The following is a 13493-nucleotide window of genomic DNA, read 5'->3' as shown; positions in this document are numbered from 1 at the left end:
CCCGTCTGTGTGGGTTCCGGATCGATATCTTCATAGTGTTTCGGTGGTCATTGCGTTAGGGAAACGCCCGGTTACATTCCGAACCCGGAAGCTAAGCCTTTCAGCGCCGATGGTACTGCAGGGGGGACCCTGTGGGAGAGTAGGACGCCGCCGAACAATCATTGTGGGAAGGCCCCGCACCTCTGGTGCGGGGCCTTTCTGCGTTCCGGGCTGAATGGGCGGAAGCCCTTGGGCTCCGCATCTGCCTCTCTACAGCTTGCCGGCCGCTTTCAGGGCCAAATAGGCGTCGGCGAGGGCCGGAGCGAGATTGTCCGGGGTCGCGTCCACGACGATGACGCCATGGCGCTGAAGTTGCTCCGCTGTTCGGCGCCGCTGAGCCTGGGACTGCGTACCCGCCGCGGCGTCGTAGACGGCCTCCACTTCCCCACGGGCCGCGGACATCTCCTGGATATGCGGATCAGCCACCGCGGCCACGAGCACGGTGTGCCGTTGGGTGAGCTGAGGCAGGACCGGGAGCAGGCCCTCTTCGATGGGGGCGGCATCGAGGCCGGTGAACAGCACGATCAGCGATCGTCGCGGAGCGCTCTTGAGAGCCGCCGCACTCAGGCCACGCGCATCGGTCTCGACGAGCTCCGGCTCCAGGGGAGCGAGGGCGTTGACCATGGCGGGCAGGAGTTCGCCCGCGGATCGCCCCTGCACCTGGGCTCGGACACGACGGTCGTATGCCAGGAGATCGACCCGGTCGCCGGCGCGCGAGGCAAGCGCGGTGAGGAGCAGGGCCGCGTCCATTGCCGCGTCGAGACGCGGGACATCTCCCACTCGGCCGGCGGACGTGCGGCCGGTGTCGAGCACAACGAGGATGTGACGGTCGCGTTCCGGGCGCCAGGTGCGCACGGCAACGGTTGTCCGGCGGGCGGTGGCCCGCCAGTCGATGGAGCGGGTGTCGTCGCCGGGCACGTAGTCACGAAGACTGTCGAACTCCGTCCCCTGCCCACGGATCAGGACACTGGTGCGGCCGTCGAGTTCTCGCAGACGGGCCAGGCGGGACGGCAGGTGTTTGCGGCTGGCGAACGGCGGCAGGACGCGGACCGTCCAGGGGACGCTGTGATTGCTCTGGCGGGCGGCGAGACCGAGAGGGCCGTACGACCGGACGGTGACCCGTTCGGCATGACGGTCGCCGCGGCGTGTTGGGCGCAGCGTGGTGGTGATGCGACGGCGTTCACCTGCGGGCACGGCCACCTTGTGCCGGGATGCGGCTTGCTCGGTGCCGGCGACCCAACTGCTGGGAGGCCATGCGTCGCGAAGGTCGGCGCTCAGGCGGCGCGCTGAGGGGTTGGTGATCGTCAACTGGACGTCAGCACGTTCGCCGAGTCGAACTGATGTGTCACCGCTTCGGGTGAATCGGAGCGTTCGCACTGGCGCGGCGAGGGCGTAGTCGCACAAGATTGCCAAAGAGAGAGGCGCATTCACAGCAAGCATCCCCGTCCAGCTGGGCGCGAGGATGCCCACGGGGAGAGAGCCGAGAGCGGCTAGCAGTGCGGTTCGTCCGGTGAGGGCCATGTCGGGGCCTCAGCGGGGGACGGGGACGTGGCTGAGGATCGCGGTGATGACGGAGTCGGCAGTGACCCCCTCCATCTCCGCTTCCGGCCGGAGCTGGATCCGGTGGCGCAGTGTCGGCAGGGCCAGCGCCTTCACGTCGTCGGGGATGACGTAGTCGCGGCCGGTGAGCCACGCCCACGCGCGGGCGGTGGACAACAGGGCCGTAGCGCCTCGGGGGACACACCGAGATTGAGTGAGGGGGACTCGCGGGTGGCACGACAGATATCGACGACATAGCCGGTGATCTCGGCGGACACCGAGGTCTTGGCGACGGCGGCCCGGGCCGCCTCCAGGTCGGCGGGCCCGGCGACGGGGCGTACTCCTGCTGCGTGGAGGTCGCGCGGATTGAAGCCTTCGGCGTGACGGGTCAGCACGCCGATCTCGTCGTCCCGCGAAGGCAGCGGCACGGTCAGCTTCAGCAGGAAGCGGTCGAGTTGGGCTTCAGGCAGGGGATAGGTCCCCTCGTACTCCACGGGGTTCTGCGTAGCCGCCACCAGGAAGGGATCCGGAAGCATGCGGGGCGTGCCGTCCACCGTGACCTGGCGCTCTTCCATCGCCTCGAGGAGCGAGGACTGGGTCTTGGGAGGCGTGCGATTGATCTCGTCGGCGAGCAGAAGGTTGGTGAAGACGGGGCCGGGCTGGAAGGAGAACTCTGCGGTGCGGGCGTCGTAGACGAGCGAGCCGGTGACATCGCTGGGCATGAGGTCGGGGGTGAACTGGACACGCTTGGTGTCGAGTTCGAGTGACGCCGCGAGTGCTCGGACCAGGAGAGTCTTGGCGACTCCGGGTACGCCTTCGAGAAGGACATGGCCGCGGCAGAGCAGGGCCACGACGAGTCCGGTGACAGCGGGATCCTGGCCGACCACGGCCTTGGCGATCTCGGTGCGCAGGGCTTCCAGGGAAGCGCGGGCGCGGTCCGAGCTCTCAGCTGTCTCGGGTGTCGGGGCGCTCATGAGGTGCGTACCTCTCTTTCGAGGGCGTCGAGTTGGTCTGCCAGGTGAACAAGTGCGGTGTCGTCGGCCGGCGCCGGCCCGAACAGCAGGGCGGTGAGATCCCGGTCGCCGGCGGTCAGGCGCGCCGAGACGGCGGGGAGTAGCGCCTCGGGAGAGTGGGCGTCGGCGGCGGAGACGCCGAGAAGCGGCGCGAGCCGGGTGCGGGTGGCGGAGCGCAGTGCCGCGGCGGCGCGGTCACGGGCGTTCACCTTGCGGTAGAGGCGGGCGCGTCCCTGCGTTGATTCGGATGCCCGGATGGCCACCGGCAGCCGTTCGGTGACGAGGGGGCCCAGGCGACGGGCACGCCAGATGGCTGCAAGGGCGGCGGCGAATGTCAGTTGGAGGGTGCCCCAGAGCCAGCCCGAAGGGATCAGATCGAAGAACGTGCTGTCGGTGTCTGCATCGGTGCCGTCCTGAGGGGCGGAGCCGTCGGTGAGCGAGGGGAGGTACCAGACCAGATGAGGGCGGGAACCGAGGAGCTGGAGCGCAAGCGAGGCGTTGCCGCGCTGGTCGAGGCGGTCGTTGTACAGGATGTCGGCGGCACCGAGCAGGACAGTGTCGCCGCCTTCGGAGTCATCGATCCTGACGAGGCTGGGCAGTCCCTCGCTCGGGTAACAGGCGTCGGTCCCAGGCGTCTTGGTGACGTAGCGTTCGCCGCCGAGGTCGGCGTCGCCGGCTCTGCGCGCAGCCGGGAGGGAGCACTGGGGAGCGCGGGCCGCGACAGGGGCGGGGGTGTCGGCGCGCACCCCGGGGGCCAGCGTCTCGACGGATGCGGCACCGGCGGAGACGAGCACGGTGCGTCCGCCGGAGGTTGCTGTCGCCGCCCGCAGGGTTTCCTGTTGGCTGTCCGTCAGCAGGTCGGGCGTCGCCACCAGAAGCGTGGTGTTCATGTCGGTAGCGGCAGTTGCCTCGTCCAAAGTGGTGACCACACGGGTGGAGACACCGCCGTCCTTGAGGATCTCGGCCACGGCGCGGCTGCCCAGACCGTCGGCCGAGCGCGGGTCGAGGCGTCCGTGCTGGTCGCCGGATTGCAGTGCGGCCAGGGTGATGCCCGCCACCAGGAGAATCACCAGGGCCAGCAGCAGACCGCGGGTGCGGGTCCACACCTGGCGGCCGGTGGGGGACATGGACGTGGAGCTGGGGGCAACCCCTGTCATCCGGCTGCTCCTTGGGACGCGCCGGCGAGTTGGGGCTTGGCGCGCTCCAGTTCGAGGTCGAGGTCCCGCAAGCGCAGATACGCCTGCCGGTCGGCACTCCGGCCGCCGTATGTGACGTCGTCGAACTCCCTGGCGGCGGCGCGCAGTCCGGCGGCGTGGTCGGGGAGGGAGCGGCCGCCTTCGGCAGCGGCCTCGTCGGCGGTGCGGCCCGGACGCGGATCGAGGAGGGCGCGTTCTTCCAGCGAGCGGACGATGGCACGCATCCGTTCCTGGACGGCCTGGTTCCAGCGCTCAGCCGCCGCGTGGGTCTCTGCGGCGCTGCGGTGTTCCGCCGCGCTACGGGGGATGTCGTCGAAGAGCGAGTCGGCCGAGGTCGCAGCGCGGTGGGGGGTGCCAAGTCGCCACCAGAGGGCGGCGATCAGGCCGATGACCAGCAGGACGACGACGACAAGGCCGAGCGGGCCGCCGGGGGTGGCGCCGGAGGCGGTGTCGAAGATGCCGCCCACCCACTCCCAGAAGCGGTCGAGGGCGCGCTGGAGCAGGCTCGGGTCGTTCTCGTGGTACATCGGCTTCGACAGCTCGCGCTCCGCCGCCTCCCTGGCCGGTATCCGAGGAGTGTCCACCGGCACGTCGTCGCCGGCGGCCAAGGCCGCCCGCACTGCTGTCACACCCCCCGCGGTGAACACCGCATCAGCCCCTGGTGGGAGTGCCGGGCGGCTCGGAGCCGTAGCGGGAGACGCCTGCGGCCCGGGCGAGTTCGATGTCCAGAGCCTCGCGGCGGATGCGCTGGTCGATGTAGAGGAGCACCGTCACACCCGCGGAGATCGGGTAGGTGATGGAGGACGCGATCACCGAGCCGATACCCGTGATGATCAGGAAGGCCCAGCCGAATTCCGGTGTGGTGCCGGAGAAGAGGTCGCCGAATCCGGTGCCGTCCACGGCGAACGCGATCACGCTGAACGGCACCGCGATGATCATCGACACCAGCAGAGTCAGCAGCAGCGTGAGCGCGATGATGCCGAACGTCCGCCACCAGGCGCCCTGCACCAGCTTGGCGGAGCGGCGCAGGGACTGGATGACGCCCTGGCGCTCCAGCATCAGGGCCGGAGAGGCGAGGGCGAAGCGGACCATCAGCCACAGGATGACCGGTACGGCGACGAGTCCTCCGAGGACGGCGAGCGCGACTCCGGCGCCGCCGCCGATCAGAAGACCGGGTACCAGCGCCACGGCCATGATTCCCACGCTCATCAGCGGCAGCAGCAGGGTGAGACCGAGGAGTTGGGGCAGCCGGGGGCGGGCCTCCTGCCAGGCCTCGGAGAGACTGACCGGGCGGCCCAGTACCGAGCGGCTGATGACCATGGTGAGCAGGGCGGTGGTGAAGAGCGTGCCGACCAGCGCGATGAGGATCGACGGGCCCATGGCCACCAGGCTGGCCTGCAGCGAGTCGACGGACTGGCGCAGCGCCTCCGACGGGTCCGCGTCGGGGTCGACCTCGGGGGGTGTGGGGAGCAGGTAGCGCTCGACGAGAATGTCGCAGATCTGGGAGATCACGGAGACGGTGATCGTGATGCCCAGGACCGTGCGCCAGTGGGCGCGCAGCGTGGAGACCGCGCCGTCGAGAATCTCACCGACTCCCAGCGGGCGGAGCGGGATGACACCCGGCTTGGCCGCGGGGGGCGGACCCCACGCGCCGCGCGGCGGACCGCCGCCCCAGCCGGGGGCGGGCGGCGGTACAGGCGGGGGAGTCTGCGGCGGTCCCGTCGGCGCCGACCACTGTCCGGCGGGCGGCTGCTCCTTGGACCACTTCGAGGCGGGGCCGCTCTCGTCGGCGGGCCCGGCGGGCCGCGGTACGCCGGCGTCGTCCTGCCCGTTGGAGGGAGCGGATCCGGGCGAGGCCCAGCCCGGAGTGTCGTTCACCGTCGTCCACCTCATGCACTGGTTGTGGTGCCGGCTCGGCGAGCCGGAGCGTTCACACGGCCTGTCGGTGTATCGGGTCGGCAGGCTGGCAGCCATCGTGCCACGCGGGGCCCGCTGGTGGGCGGGGCCCTGTATCTCCTTCGCACCTTCATTGTCGGAGTCTCACCGGGCAGACTGGGCAGATGGCTGATCAGTACGCACAAAACCCGGTGGGCGACGAGCCGCCCCCGCTTCCCGCGCTGCGCTGGAGCGAGCCTCCGGAAGGGCCCGTGCTGGTGCTTCTCGACCAGACCCGGCTTCCTGCCGAGGAGGTCGAGCTGGTCTGCACCGACGTGCCCGCCCTCGTGCAGGCCATCCAGACCCTCGCCGTGCGCGGGGCACCCCTGCTGGGTATCGCCGGTGCCTATGGTGTGGCGCTCGCCGCGGCACGCGGTTACGACGTGGAGGAGGCGGCGCCACTGCTCGAAGGCGCGCGGCCCACCGCGGTGAACCTGGCCCACGGGGTGCGGCGTGCGGTGGCCGCATACCGGGCGGCGGCCGACAAGGGGCCCGAGGAGGCCGCTCAGGCGGCTCTGACGGCCGCGAGAGAGCTGCACCGGGAGGATGCCGAGGCCAGTGCCCAGATGGCCGGTCACGGGCTCGCTCTGCTCGATGAGCTGCTGCCGGGCGGCGGGCACCGGATCCTGACCCACTGCAACAGCGGTGCGCTGGTCTCGGGCGGGGAGGGCACGGCGTTCGCCGTGGCGCTTCACGCCCACCGGGCCGGCGAGCTGCGTCGGCTGTGGGTGGACGAGACCCGGCCTCTGCTCCAGGGGGCGCGGCTGACGGCGTACGAAGCCGCTCGTAACGGCATGCCCTACACGCTGCTCACGGACAGTGCCGCGGGCTCCCTGTTCGCCGCGGGGGAGGTGGATGCGGTACTCATAGGCGCCGACCGCATAGCCGCGGACGGCTCGGTGGCCAACAAGGTGGGGAGCTATCCGCTCGCCGTACTGGCGAAGTACCACCATGTGCCGTTCATCGTGGTCGCCCCGACCACGACGGTGGACCTGAGTACGCCGGACGGGGCGTCGATCGAGGTGGAGCAGAGGGCCGGACACGAAGTCACGGAAGTCACCGCCCCGCAGGTTCCTGCGGCCGCGGGAGCAGTGGGCGGCGGGCTTCCCGTCGCGCCGCTGGGGACCCAGGCGTACAACCCGGCCTTCGATGTCACGCCGCCGGATCTGGTGACGGCGATCGTCACCGAACTGGGGGCGTTGTCGCCGGTCACCGGCGGTGGAATCGCGGAGCTGTGTGCCAGGTCACGCCAGGTAACGATTAGCTAATGGGATGATGTCGATTATGAAGGGACGAGTCCTTGTCGTCGATGACGACACCGCACTGGCCGAGATGCTCGGGATTGTGCTGCGTGGTGAAGGTTTCGAGCCGTCGTTCGTAGCGGACGGCGACAAGGCACTTGCCGCTTTCCGTGAGGCAAAACCGGATCTTGTGCTGCTGGACCTCATGCTGCCCGGACGGGACGGCATCGAGGTGTGCCGCCTGATCAGGGCGGAGTCCGGCGTGCCGATCGTGATGCTCACCGCCAAGAGCGACACCGTGGACGTGGTGGTCGGCCTGGAGTCCGGGGCCGACGACTACATCGTGAAACCGTTCAAGCCGAAGGAGCTGGTCGCCCGGATCCGGGCGCGGCTGAGGAGGTCGGAGGAGCCGGCGCCGGAACAGCTGGCGATCGGTGATCTGGTCATCGATGTGGCCGGTCACTCCGTGAAGCGGGAGGGACAGTCCATCGCGCTGACCCCGCTGGAGTTCGACCTGCTCGTCGCGCTGGCCCGTAAGCCGTGGCAGGTGTTCACCCGTGAGGTGCTGCTCGAGCAGGTCTGGGGCTACCGTCACGCCGCCGACACCAGGCTGGTGAACGTGCACGTCCAGAGGCTGCGCTCCAAGGTCGAGAAGGACCCGGAGCGTCCGGAGATCGTGGTGACCGTACGTGGTGTCGGTTACAAGGCCGGACCGAGCTGATATGACCCGAGGCAGTGTTGCTCCGAAGCCCGGGGAGCCGGGAGTCCGTACGGGGCGGGCTGCCGGACCGGGGCATGAGACGTCGCGATTCGGCCGCCTGCTGCGTGGCGGGCGGTCGGGTCGAAACGGCGATCCCGGCCGTCTGATGCTCCGGCTCTTCCTGCGCTGGGTGCGTAGGCCGCTGCTGCCCGCTGTGCGGCTGTGGCGCCGGAACATCCAGCTCAGGGTTGTCGCGATGACGCTGCTGATGTCCCTCGGTGTGGTCGCGCTCCTCGGGTTCGTCGTCATCGGGCAGGTGCGTAACGGCCTGCTCGACGCCAAGGCGAAGGCGGCGCAGAGCCAGGCGGCCGGCGGTTTCGCCGTGGCGCGGGAGCGGGCTGCCAACCTGCGGACCGAGTCCGGTGCGCAGGACGGCGGCGGCACGAGCGGCCGTACGGCGACGAGCTGGCGGTCCGACCTCGTGGAACAGCTGGCCAGTGGTGGCCAGGGCGCGTTCAACGTGGTGGCGCTGAGCGCCGACGCCGCCAACGCGGGCAACCGATTCCCGCGTACCTCGGGCAGCGTGGACCCGTCCAGCATTCCGCAGGAGCTGCGGGACGCCGTGGACCAGGGCACGGGGACGTACGAGACGTACATCCAGATCAAGTACAACGACGATCACGAGCCGGAGCCCGGCCTGGTCGTCGGCACCCGGCTCAACGACATCGAGGAATATCCGTACGAGCTGTACTACGTCTTCCCGCTCGCGCAGGAGGAGCAGTCGCTCAATCTGGTCCGAGGCACGCTGGCCACGGCCGGGCTGTTCGTCGTCGTGCTGCTGGGTGCCATCGCCTGGCTCGTGGTGCGGCAGATCGTCACGCCGGTGCGTATGGCCGCCGGGATCGCCGAGCGGCTCTCCGCCGGCCGTCTCCAGGAGCGGATGAAGGTCACCGGTGAGGACGACATCGCCAGACTCGGTGAAGCCTTCAACAAGATGGCGCAGAGCCTTCAGCTCAAGATCCAGCAGCTGGAGGAGCTCTCCCGGATGCAGCGCCGCTTCGTCTCGGACGTCTCCCACGAACTGCGGACCCCGCTGACGACGGTGCGGATGGCGGCCGACGTCATCCATGAGGCTCGGGTCGACTTCGATCCGGTGACCGCGCGTTCGGCAGAGCTCCTCGGGGACCAGCTCGACCGGTTCGAGTCGCTGCTCTCCGACCTGCTGGAGATCAGCCGCTTCGATGCGGGAGCGGCCGCGCTGGAGGCCGAGCCGATAGACCTCCGCGAAGTCGTACGGCGGGTGATCGGTGGTGCCGAGCCGCTCGCCGAGCGCAAGGGCACCCGGATACGCGTGGTCGGTGACGAGCAGCCCGTCGTGGCCGAGGCCGACGCCCGCCGCGTCGAGCGGGTGCTGCGCAACCTCGTCGTCAACGCCGTCGAGCACGGCGAAGGCCGGGACGTGATCGTGCGCATGGCGGTCGCCGGCGGTGCGGTCGCCGTGGCCGTACGGGACTACGGCGTGGGACTGAAGCCCGGAGAGGCGACCCGGGTGTTCAACCGCTTCTGGCGGGCCGACCCGGCCAGAGCGCGTACCACCGGCGGTACCGGTCTCGGTCTGTCCATTGCCGTCGAGGACGCGCGGCTGCACGGTGGCTGGCTCCAGGCATGGGGCGAGCCGGGCGGCGGTTCGCAGTTCCGTCTGACGCTGCCGCGGACCGCGGACGAGCCGCTGCGCGGTTCGCCGATACCCCTGGAGCCGGAGGACTCGCGGCAGAACCGGGAGCGCGCCCTGGCCGAGGTGGCCGGCCCGCACCTGAACGGGCACCTGCTGGCGTCCGTTCCCGTTCAGTCCGTGTCGGACCGTTCGCCGCTCTCCGTACCGCCGGGTGCTCCGGTACCGCCTCGTACGCCCCCGCAGGGCGTGGACCCGACCGCCCTGCCCGGCAACGGCGCCCGGGTCGTGGCGCGTCCGGGGAACGAACGGCAGGACTCGGCCTTCGCGCAGCCTGCTTCCGACCGGGAGGACACGAATCGTGGGCGCTGATCCGCGTCGTAGGGGACGTCGAGGCGCGCTGCGTATGGTCGCGCTGCTCGGCGCCGGCGGTGTGCTGGCCGGGTGTGCCTCGATGCCCGACACCGGTGACATCCGTCCCGTGAAGGCGTCCCCGGGCGCCGACTCCGAGGTGCAGGTGTACGCGGTGAAGCCCCGCAAGGGAGCGGCGGCCGACGAGATCGTCAACGGCTTCCTCGAGGCGATGACCAGTGACGATGCCAATTTCGCCATCGCCCGGACGTATCTGACGCCCGAGGCGTCGCAGAAGTGGCGGCCCGACGCCAGTACGACGGTGCTGGAGACGGCTCCCACCGCCGGCCGGGCCGCGGTGGGCGGAGTCAGCACGGGGACCAGTTACCAGCTCAAGGGCAAGCAGATCGCCGTGGTCGACTCGCAGCACGCCTTCCAGGCGAGCACGACCGAGGCGGAAGACTACGACTGGACGATGCATCTCTCCCGCCAGGGCGGCATAGAGGGCAAGGGCGAGTGGCGCATCGACAGCCCGCCGCCGGGCCTGCTGCTCGGCGCGTCCGACTTCCAGCGGAACTACGTCTCGATCAACAAGTACTACTTCGCCGCCGCACCGGGTGGAGCAGGGGAAACCGTCGTGTCGGACCCGGTGTTCATCCGGCAGCGGATGGATCCGGTGACACGGATGGATCCCGTGACGCAGTCGGTCAACGCGCTGCTCGACGGGCCCACGGACTGGCTGGACCCGGTGGTGGACTCGCGCTTCCCGCGGGGTACGGCGCTGAAGAGCGGCGTCACGTCCCTCGCGTTCGACGACCGGAACGTGCTGAAGGTGCCTCTCAACGAGAAGGCGTCCAACGTCGGCCGCGAGCAGTGCAAGAAGATGGCTGCGCAGATCTCGCTCACGCTCAGGGAACTGTCGTCCACCCGCGTCGAACAGGTTGAGCTGGAGCGTTCGAACGGCACGCAGCTGTGCGTGCTCGACAGCGTCGAGGCGGACGGTTACGCGCCGGACCGGGCGTCGGGGAAGCCGGTGTATCCGTACTTCGTCGATGCCAAGAACCGGCTGGCGTGGCTGTCGGGCGCCACGAAGGAAGCTGCCACTCCGGCCAACGTGCGCGGGCCGTTCGGTGACGGACAGCTGCCGATCAGTGTTGTCGGGGTGGCGCACGACGAGGACACCGCGGCCGCGGTCTCCAAGGACTTCTCCAGCCTGTACGTCTCGTCGATCGAGACGGATTCCCAGCTGGCGGCTCCCGTGGTGCGCAGCCTCGGCAAGACGCAGGACACCCGGCTGTCGGCACCCAGCTGGGACGGCCGCAAGGACCTGTGGATCGCCGACCGCAACCCGGAGAACCCGGCGTTGCTGCGTCTCGTGGGCGGGAAGGGCACTCCGCAGAAGGTCAACGTTCCCCTTCTGGGCGCCGCACGCATCGAGTCCGTGAAGGTGTCCGCGGACGGCGCGCGCGTCGCGCTGCTTCTGACGGAGCACGGCAAGACCACGCTGAAGATCGGGCGGGTGGAGCGCGGCCCCAAGAGCAATCCGGTGGTGACCGTGGCCGAACTGGAGCCCGCGGCACCGCGGATGGAGACCGTCACGGCCGTCTCATGGGCCGGCCCCAGCCGGCTCGTGGTGGTCGGCAAGGAATCCGGCGGGGTGCAGCAGGTCCGCTACATCCAGACGGACGGCTCGACTTGGGACACGGGCGTGCTGCCCGGCCTCAACGGCGTGCAGTCGGTCGCCGCGGCGGACGGCGAGGACCGCCCGCTCGTGGCGTACTCCGAGGACGACGGCATCGTGCGACTTCCGGCGGGTGCGAACTGGCAGCCGATCGTGGAGAAGGGCAGGGCGCCGGTCTACCCGGGCTAGGGTCTGTCGTTCGCATCAGACGCTAGGAGACCTGCGGCCCTGGGCTCTTGGGGCTCTTGGGCCGCGTCCCGCCGGCAGCCGGGGGCGCCCCGTCGGCGTGGGCCGGTCAACAGGCTGGTTATCCACAGGCCGTTGTCCACAGGGGTGGCCGGACCTTCCGGGTGCGGGCACAGTGGAGGTCATGCGGAGGTGGTGGCAGGAAATCTCCGGCCTGGTGCTGCCGGCCGCATGCGGAGGCTGCGGTGTGCCCCGGACGCCGCTGTGCGAGAAATGCACGCATGAGCTGTACGGCTCCTCTGCGCGCCGTGCGAGGCCCGACCCCGAGCCGGTGGGCCTGCCGGAGGTCCATGCCGCCGCTCCTTACGCCGATGGGGTGCGGGCCGTGCTGATCGCGCACAAGGAGCGTGGCGCTCTGGGGCTGGCCCGGCCCCTCGGCGTCGCGCTGGCCGCGGCGGTGCGGGCCTCGGCGTCCCCGGCCGCCCGGGGAGAGGGGCCACTGCTGCTCGTGCCGGTGCCGTCGGCGCGGCACGCGGTGCGGGCCAGGGGACACGATGCGGCGCGCAGGATCGCGCTGGCCGCCGCCGGGGAGCTGCGGCGCACGGGGACGAGGGCGAGAGCGCTGCCGGTGCTGCGGCAGCGGCGTGAGGTGGCCGACCAGGCGGGCCTGACGGCCCGCGAGAGAGTGGCGAATCTGTCCGGGGCCCTCGTGGCCGTCGGCGGCGCAGGACGGCTTCTGGAGGGCGGCAGAGCGGTTCTGGTGGACGACCTGATGACCACGGGCGCGTCACTGGCGGAGGCGGCGCGGGCGCTCCGTACGGCCATGGAACAGCGATTTACCGGATTCGACGAGCCGGCCGCGGCGGTCGTCGCAGTCCCACCCTCGGCTTTCGAAATAAACCGGAACTGACAGGGAACGCGCAACGTTGCAGGTAGTGAGAGCCGAAATTGCCCTGAACGGAGGTACGCGCTGGTAGCGGGTGCCGAGACCCGCCCGATAGAGCTATGTTCGGTTGTGAGGAATGGGGAAAGCCCGGACCTCACCGAATGCACTGCCGTGCTTCCGGCCAGGGATTCGAGGCTACGACAACCTCAAAATTGGTGGGGTGGAGATCTTGTCTCCGGGGGAGGAGGAGGTGAAAGTCGCCTAGTCCGAGACTCCGGCACACACCGGGGTCTGGTGCAAGAGGGAGACGCTCCGCAGCCGACGCGCAGGCGGGGCAATCCGGAACGGAGTTCTGCGTGGACATCGTCGTCAAGGGCCGCAAGACAGAGGTGCCTGAGCGGTTCCGCAAGCACGTGGCCGAGAAGCTGAAGCTGGACAAGATCCAGAAGCTCGACGGCAAGGTGATCAGCCTGGACGTCGAGGTGTCCAAGGAGCACAACCCGCGGCAGGCCGACCGTTCCGACCGCGTGGAGATCACCCTCCACTCGCGGGGCCCGGTGATCCGGGCAGAAGCAGCGGCCGCCGACCCCTACGCAGCGCTTGACCTGGCAACGGCGAAGCTGGAAGGCAGGCTTCGCAAGCAGCACGACAAGCGCCACAACCGACGTGGCAGCGGCCGGATTTCGGCAGCCGAGGTCGCCGACGTCGTGCCTGGTGTGGCCGAGCTGAACGGCAACGGACAGCTCCGCTCCGTGGAGACGCCGCAGACCGTTCCCACCACCAGGATGGGCTCGCTCGAAGTACAGGGCGAGGGACCGCTGGTGGTCCGCGAGAAGCTCCACACCGCAGCACCGATGACGCTCGACCAGGCCCTCTACGAGATGGAACTGGTCGGACACGACTTCTATCTCTTCGTCGACTCCGAGACGAAGCAGCCCAGTGTCGTCTACCGGCGGCACGCGTACGACTACGGCGTCATCCACCTGGAGAGCGACCCGCTGGCCGGCTCCGAGGCGGGCGGCGCCGGAGGTGCACTCGGCGGCTGACGCGGCCG

At 70.1% G+C, this 13493-nt stretch carries 10 protein-coding genes, 1 rRNA gene and 1 pseudogene; 7 read left to right on the top strand and 5 right to left on the bottom strand.

Annotation, left to right across the window (positions count from 1 at the left end; translation table 11 throughout):
- Positions 1 to 39 precede the first annotated feature (39 nt).
- Positions 40 to 156, top strand: a 5S ribosomal RNA gene (gene rrf / locus ACQPWZ_RS14230).
- A 93-nt stretch (positions 157 to 249) separates the two neighbouring features.
- Here the strand turns inward: rrf and ACQPWZ_RS14225 are convergent.
- From ACQPWZ_RS14225 to ACQPWZ_RS14205, 5 genes and pseudogenes are all read right to left on the bottom strand, one after another.
- A complete protein-coding gene (locus ACQPWZ_RS14225) occupies positions 250 to 1560 on the bottom strand; it encodes a DUF58 domain-containing protein (protein ID WP_433571507.1) in 1311 nt (436 codons plus the stop codon).
- 9 nt (positions 1561 to 1569) lie between these two features.
- Positions 1570 to 2552, bottom strand: a pseudogene (locus tag ACQPWZ_RS14220) (AAA family ATPase).
- Positions 2549 to 3748: a DUF4350 domain-containing protein gene (locus ACQPWZ_RS14215; protein WP_433571506.1), complete on the bottom strand. Its 1200-nt coding sequence runs from the start codon at positions 3746 to 3748 to the stop codon at positions 2549 to 2551. Before ACQPWZ_RS14215 ends, ACQPWZ_RS14220 begins: the two are co-directional and overlap by 4 nt.
- Positions 3745 to 4434 carry a DUF4129 domain-containing protein gene (locus ACQPWZ_RS14210; protein ID WP_433571505.1) on the bottom strand — a complete coding sequence of 230 codons (690 nt, stop codon included), beginning with the start codon at positions 4432 to 4434 and terminating at the stop codon, positions 3745 to 3747. Before ACQPWZ_RS14210 ends, ACQPWZ_RS14215 begins: the two co-directional genes overlap by 4 nt.
- A 4-nt stretch (positions 4435 to 4438) precedes the next feature.
- Complete coding sequence (locus tag ACQPWZ_RS14205) at positions 4439 to 5665, bottom strand: DUF7544 domain-containing protein (RefSeq protein ID WP_433571504.1); 1227 nt, start codon at positions 5663 to 5665, stop codon at positions 4439 to 4441.
- A gap of 182 nt (positions 5666 to 5847) precedes the next feature.
- Here ACQPWZ_RS14205 and mtnA point away from each other — a divergent pair, with 182 nt between their 5' ends.
- From mtnA to hpf, 6 genes are all read left to right on the top strand, one after another.
- Complete coding sequence (gene mtnA / locus ACQPWZ_RS14200) at positions 5848 to 6990, top strand: S-methyl-5-thioribose-1-phosphate isomerase (RefSeq protein WP_433571503.1); 1143 nt, start codon at positions 5848 to 5850, stop codon at positions 6988 to 6990.
- A 4-nt stretch (positions 6991 to 6994) separates the two neighbouring features.
- Positions 6995 to 7684, top strand: coding sequence for a two-component system response regulator MtrA (gene mtrA / locus ACQPWZ_RS14195; RefSeq protein WP_187438793.1), 690 nt, complete (start codon positions 6995 to 6997; stop codon positions 7682 to 7684).
- A 1-nt stretch (position 7685) separates the two neighbouring features.
- Positions 7686 to 9707 (top strand): MtrAB system histidine kinase MtrB, encoded by a 2022-nt coding sequence (gene mtrB / locus ACQPWZ_RS14190; protein ID WP_340473400.1) that lies wholly within the window; start codon positions 7686 to 7688, stop codon positions 9705 to 9707.
- 34 nt (positions 9708 to 9741) lie between these two features.
- Positions 9742 to 11556, top strand: a complete 1815-nt coding sequence (locus ACQPWZ_RS14185) for an LpqB family beta-propeller domain-containing protein (protein ID WP_433571502.1) — start codon at positions 9742 to 9744, stop codon at positions 11554 to 11556.
- Positions 11557 to 11737: 181 nt separating this feature from the next.
- On the top strand, positions 11738 to 12463 hold the full coding sequence (locus tag ACQPWZ_RS14180; RefSeq protein ID WP_433571501.1) for a ComF family protein: 726 nt from the start codon (positions 11738 to 11740) through the stop codon (positions 12461 to 12463).
- 332 nt (positions 12464 to 12795) lie between these two features.
- Positions 12796 to 13485: a ribosome hibernation-promoting factor, HPF/YfiA family gene (gene hpf / locus ACQPWZ_RS14175; protein WP_313946008.1), complete on the top strand. Its 690-nt coding sequence runs from the start codon at positions 12796 to 12798 to the stop codon at positions 13483 to 13485.
- The last annotated feature ends 8 nt before the right edge of the window (positions 13486 to 13493 follow it).

It is taken from the genome of Streptomyces sp. CA-251247, assembly GCF_050952975.1.
GTDB lineage: Bacteria > Actinomycetota > Actinomycetes > Streptomycetales > Streptomycetaceae > Streptomyces > Streptomyces achmelvichensis.
This window is presented reverse-complemented; position numbering and strand designations above follow the sequence as displayed.

Bases quoted from the DNA above. Each gene is read 5' to 3' on its own strand.
- ACQPWZ_RS14225 (WP_433571507.1), bottom strand. From the start codon at position 1,560: ATGGCCCTCACCGGACGAACCGCACTGCTAGCCGCTCTCGGCTCTCTC.
- ACQPWZ_RS14185 (WP_433571502.1), top strand. From the start codon at position 9,742: ATGGTCGCGCTGCTCGGCGCCGGCGGTGTGCTGGCCGGGTGTGCCTCG.
- mtnA (WP_433571503.1), top strand. From the start codon at position 5,848: ATGGCTGATCAGTACGCACAAAACCCGGTGGGCGACGAGCCGCCCCCG.
- mtrA (WP_187438793.1), top strand. From the start codon at position 6,995: ATGATGTCGATTATGAAGGGACGAGTCCTTGTCGTCGATGACGACACC.
- mtrB (WP_340473400.1), top strand. From the start codon at position 7,686: ATGACCCGAGGCAGTGTTGCTCCGAAGCCCGGGGAGCCGGGAGTCCGT.
- ACQPWZ_RS14215 (WP_433571506.1), bottom strand. From the start codon at position 3,748: ATGACAGGGGTTGCCCCCAGCTCCACGTCCATGTCCCCCACCGGCCGC.
- ACQPWZ_RS14180 (WP_433571501.1), top strand. From the start codon at position 11,738: ATGCGGAGGTGGTGGCAGGAAATCTCCGGCCTGGTGCTGCCGGCCGCA.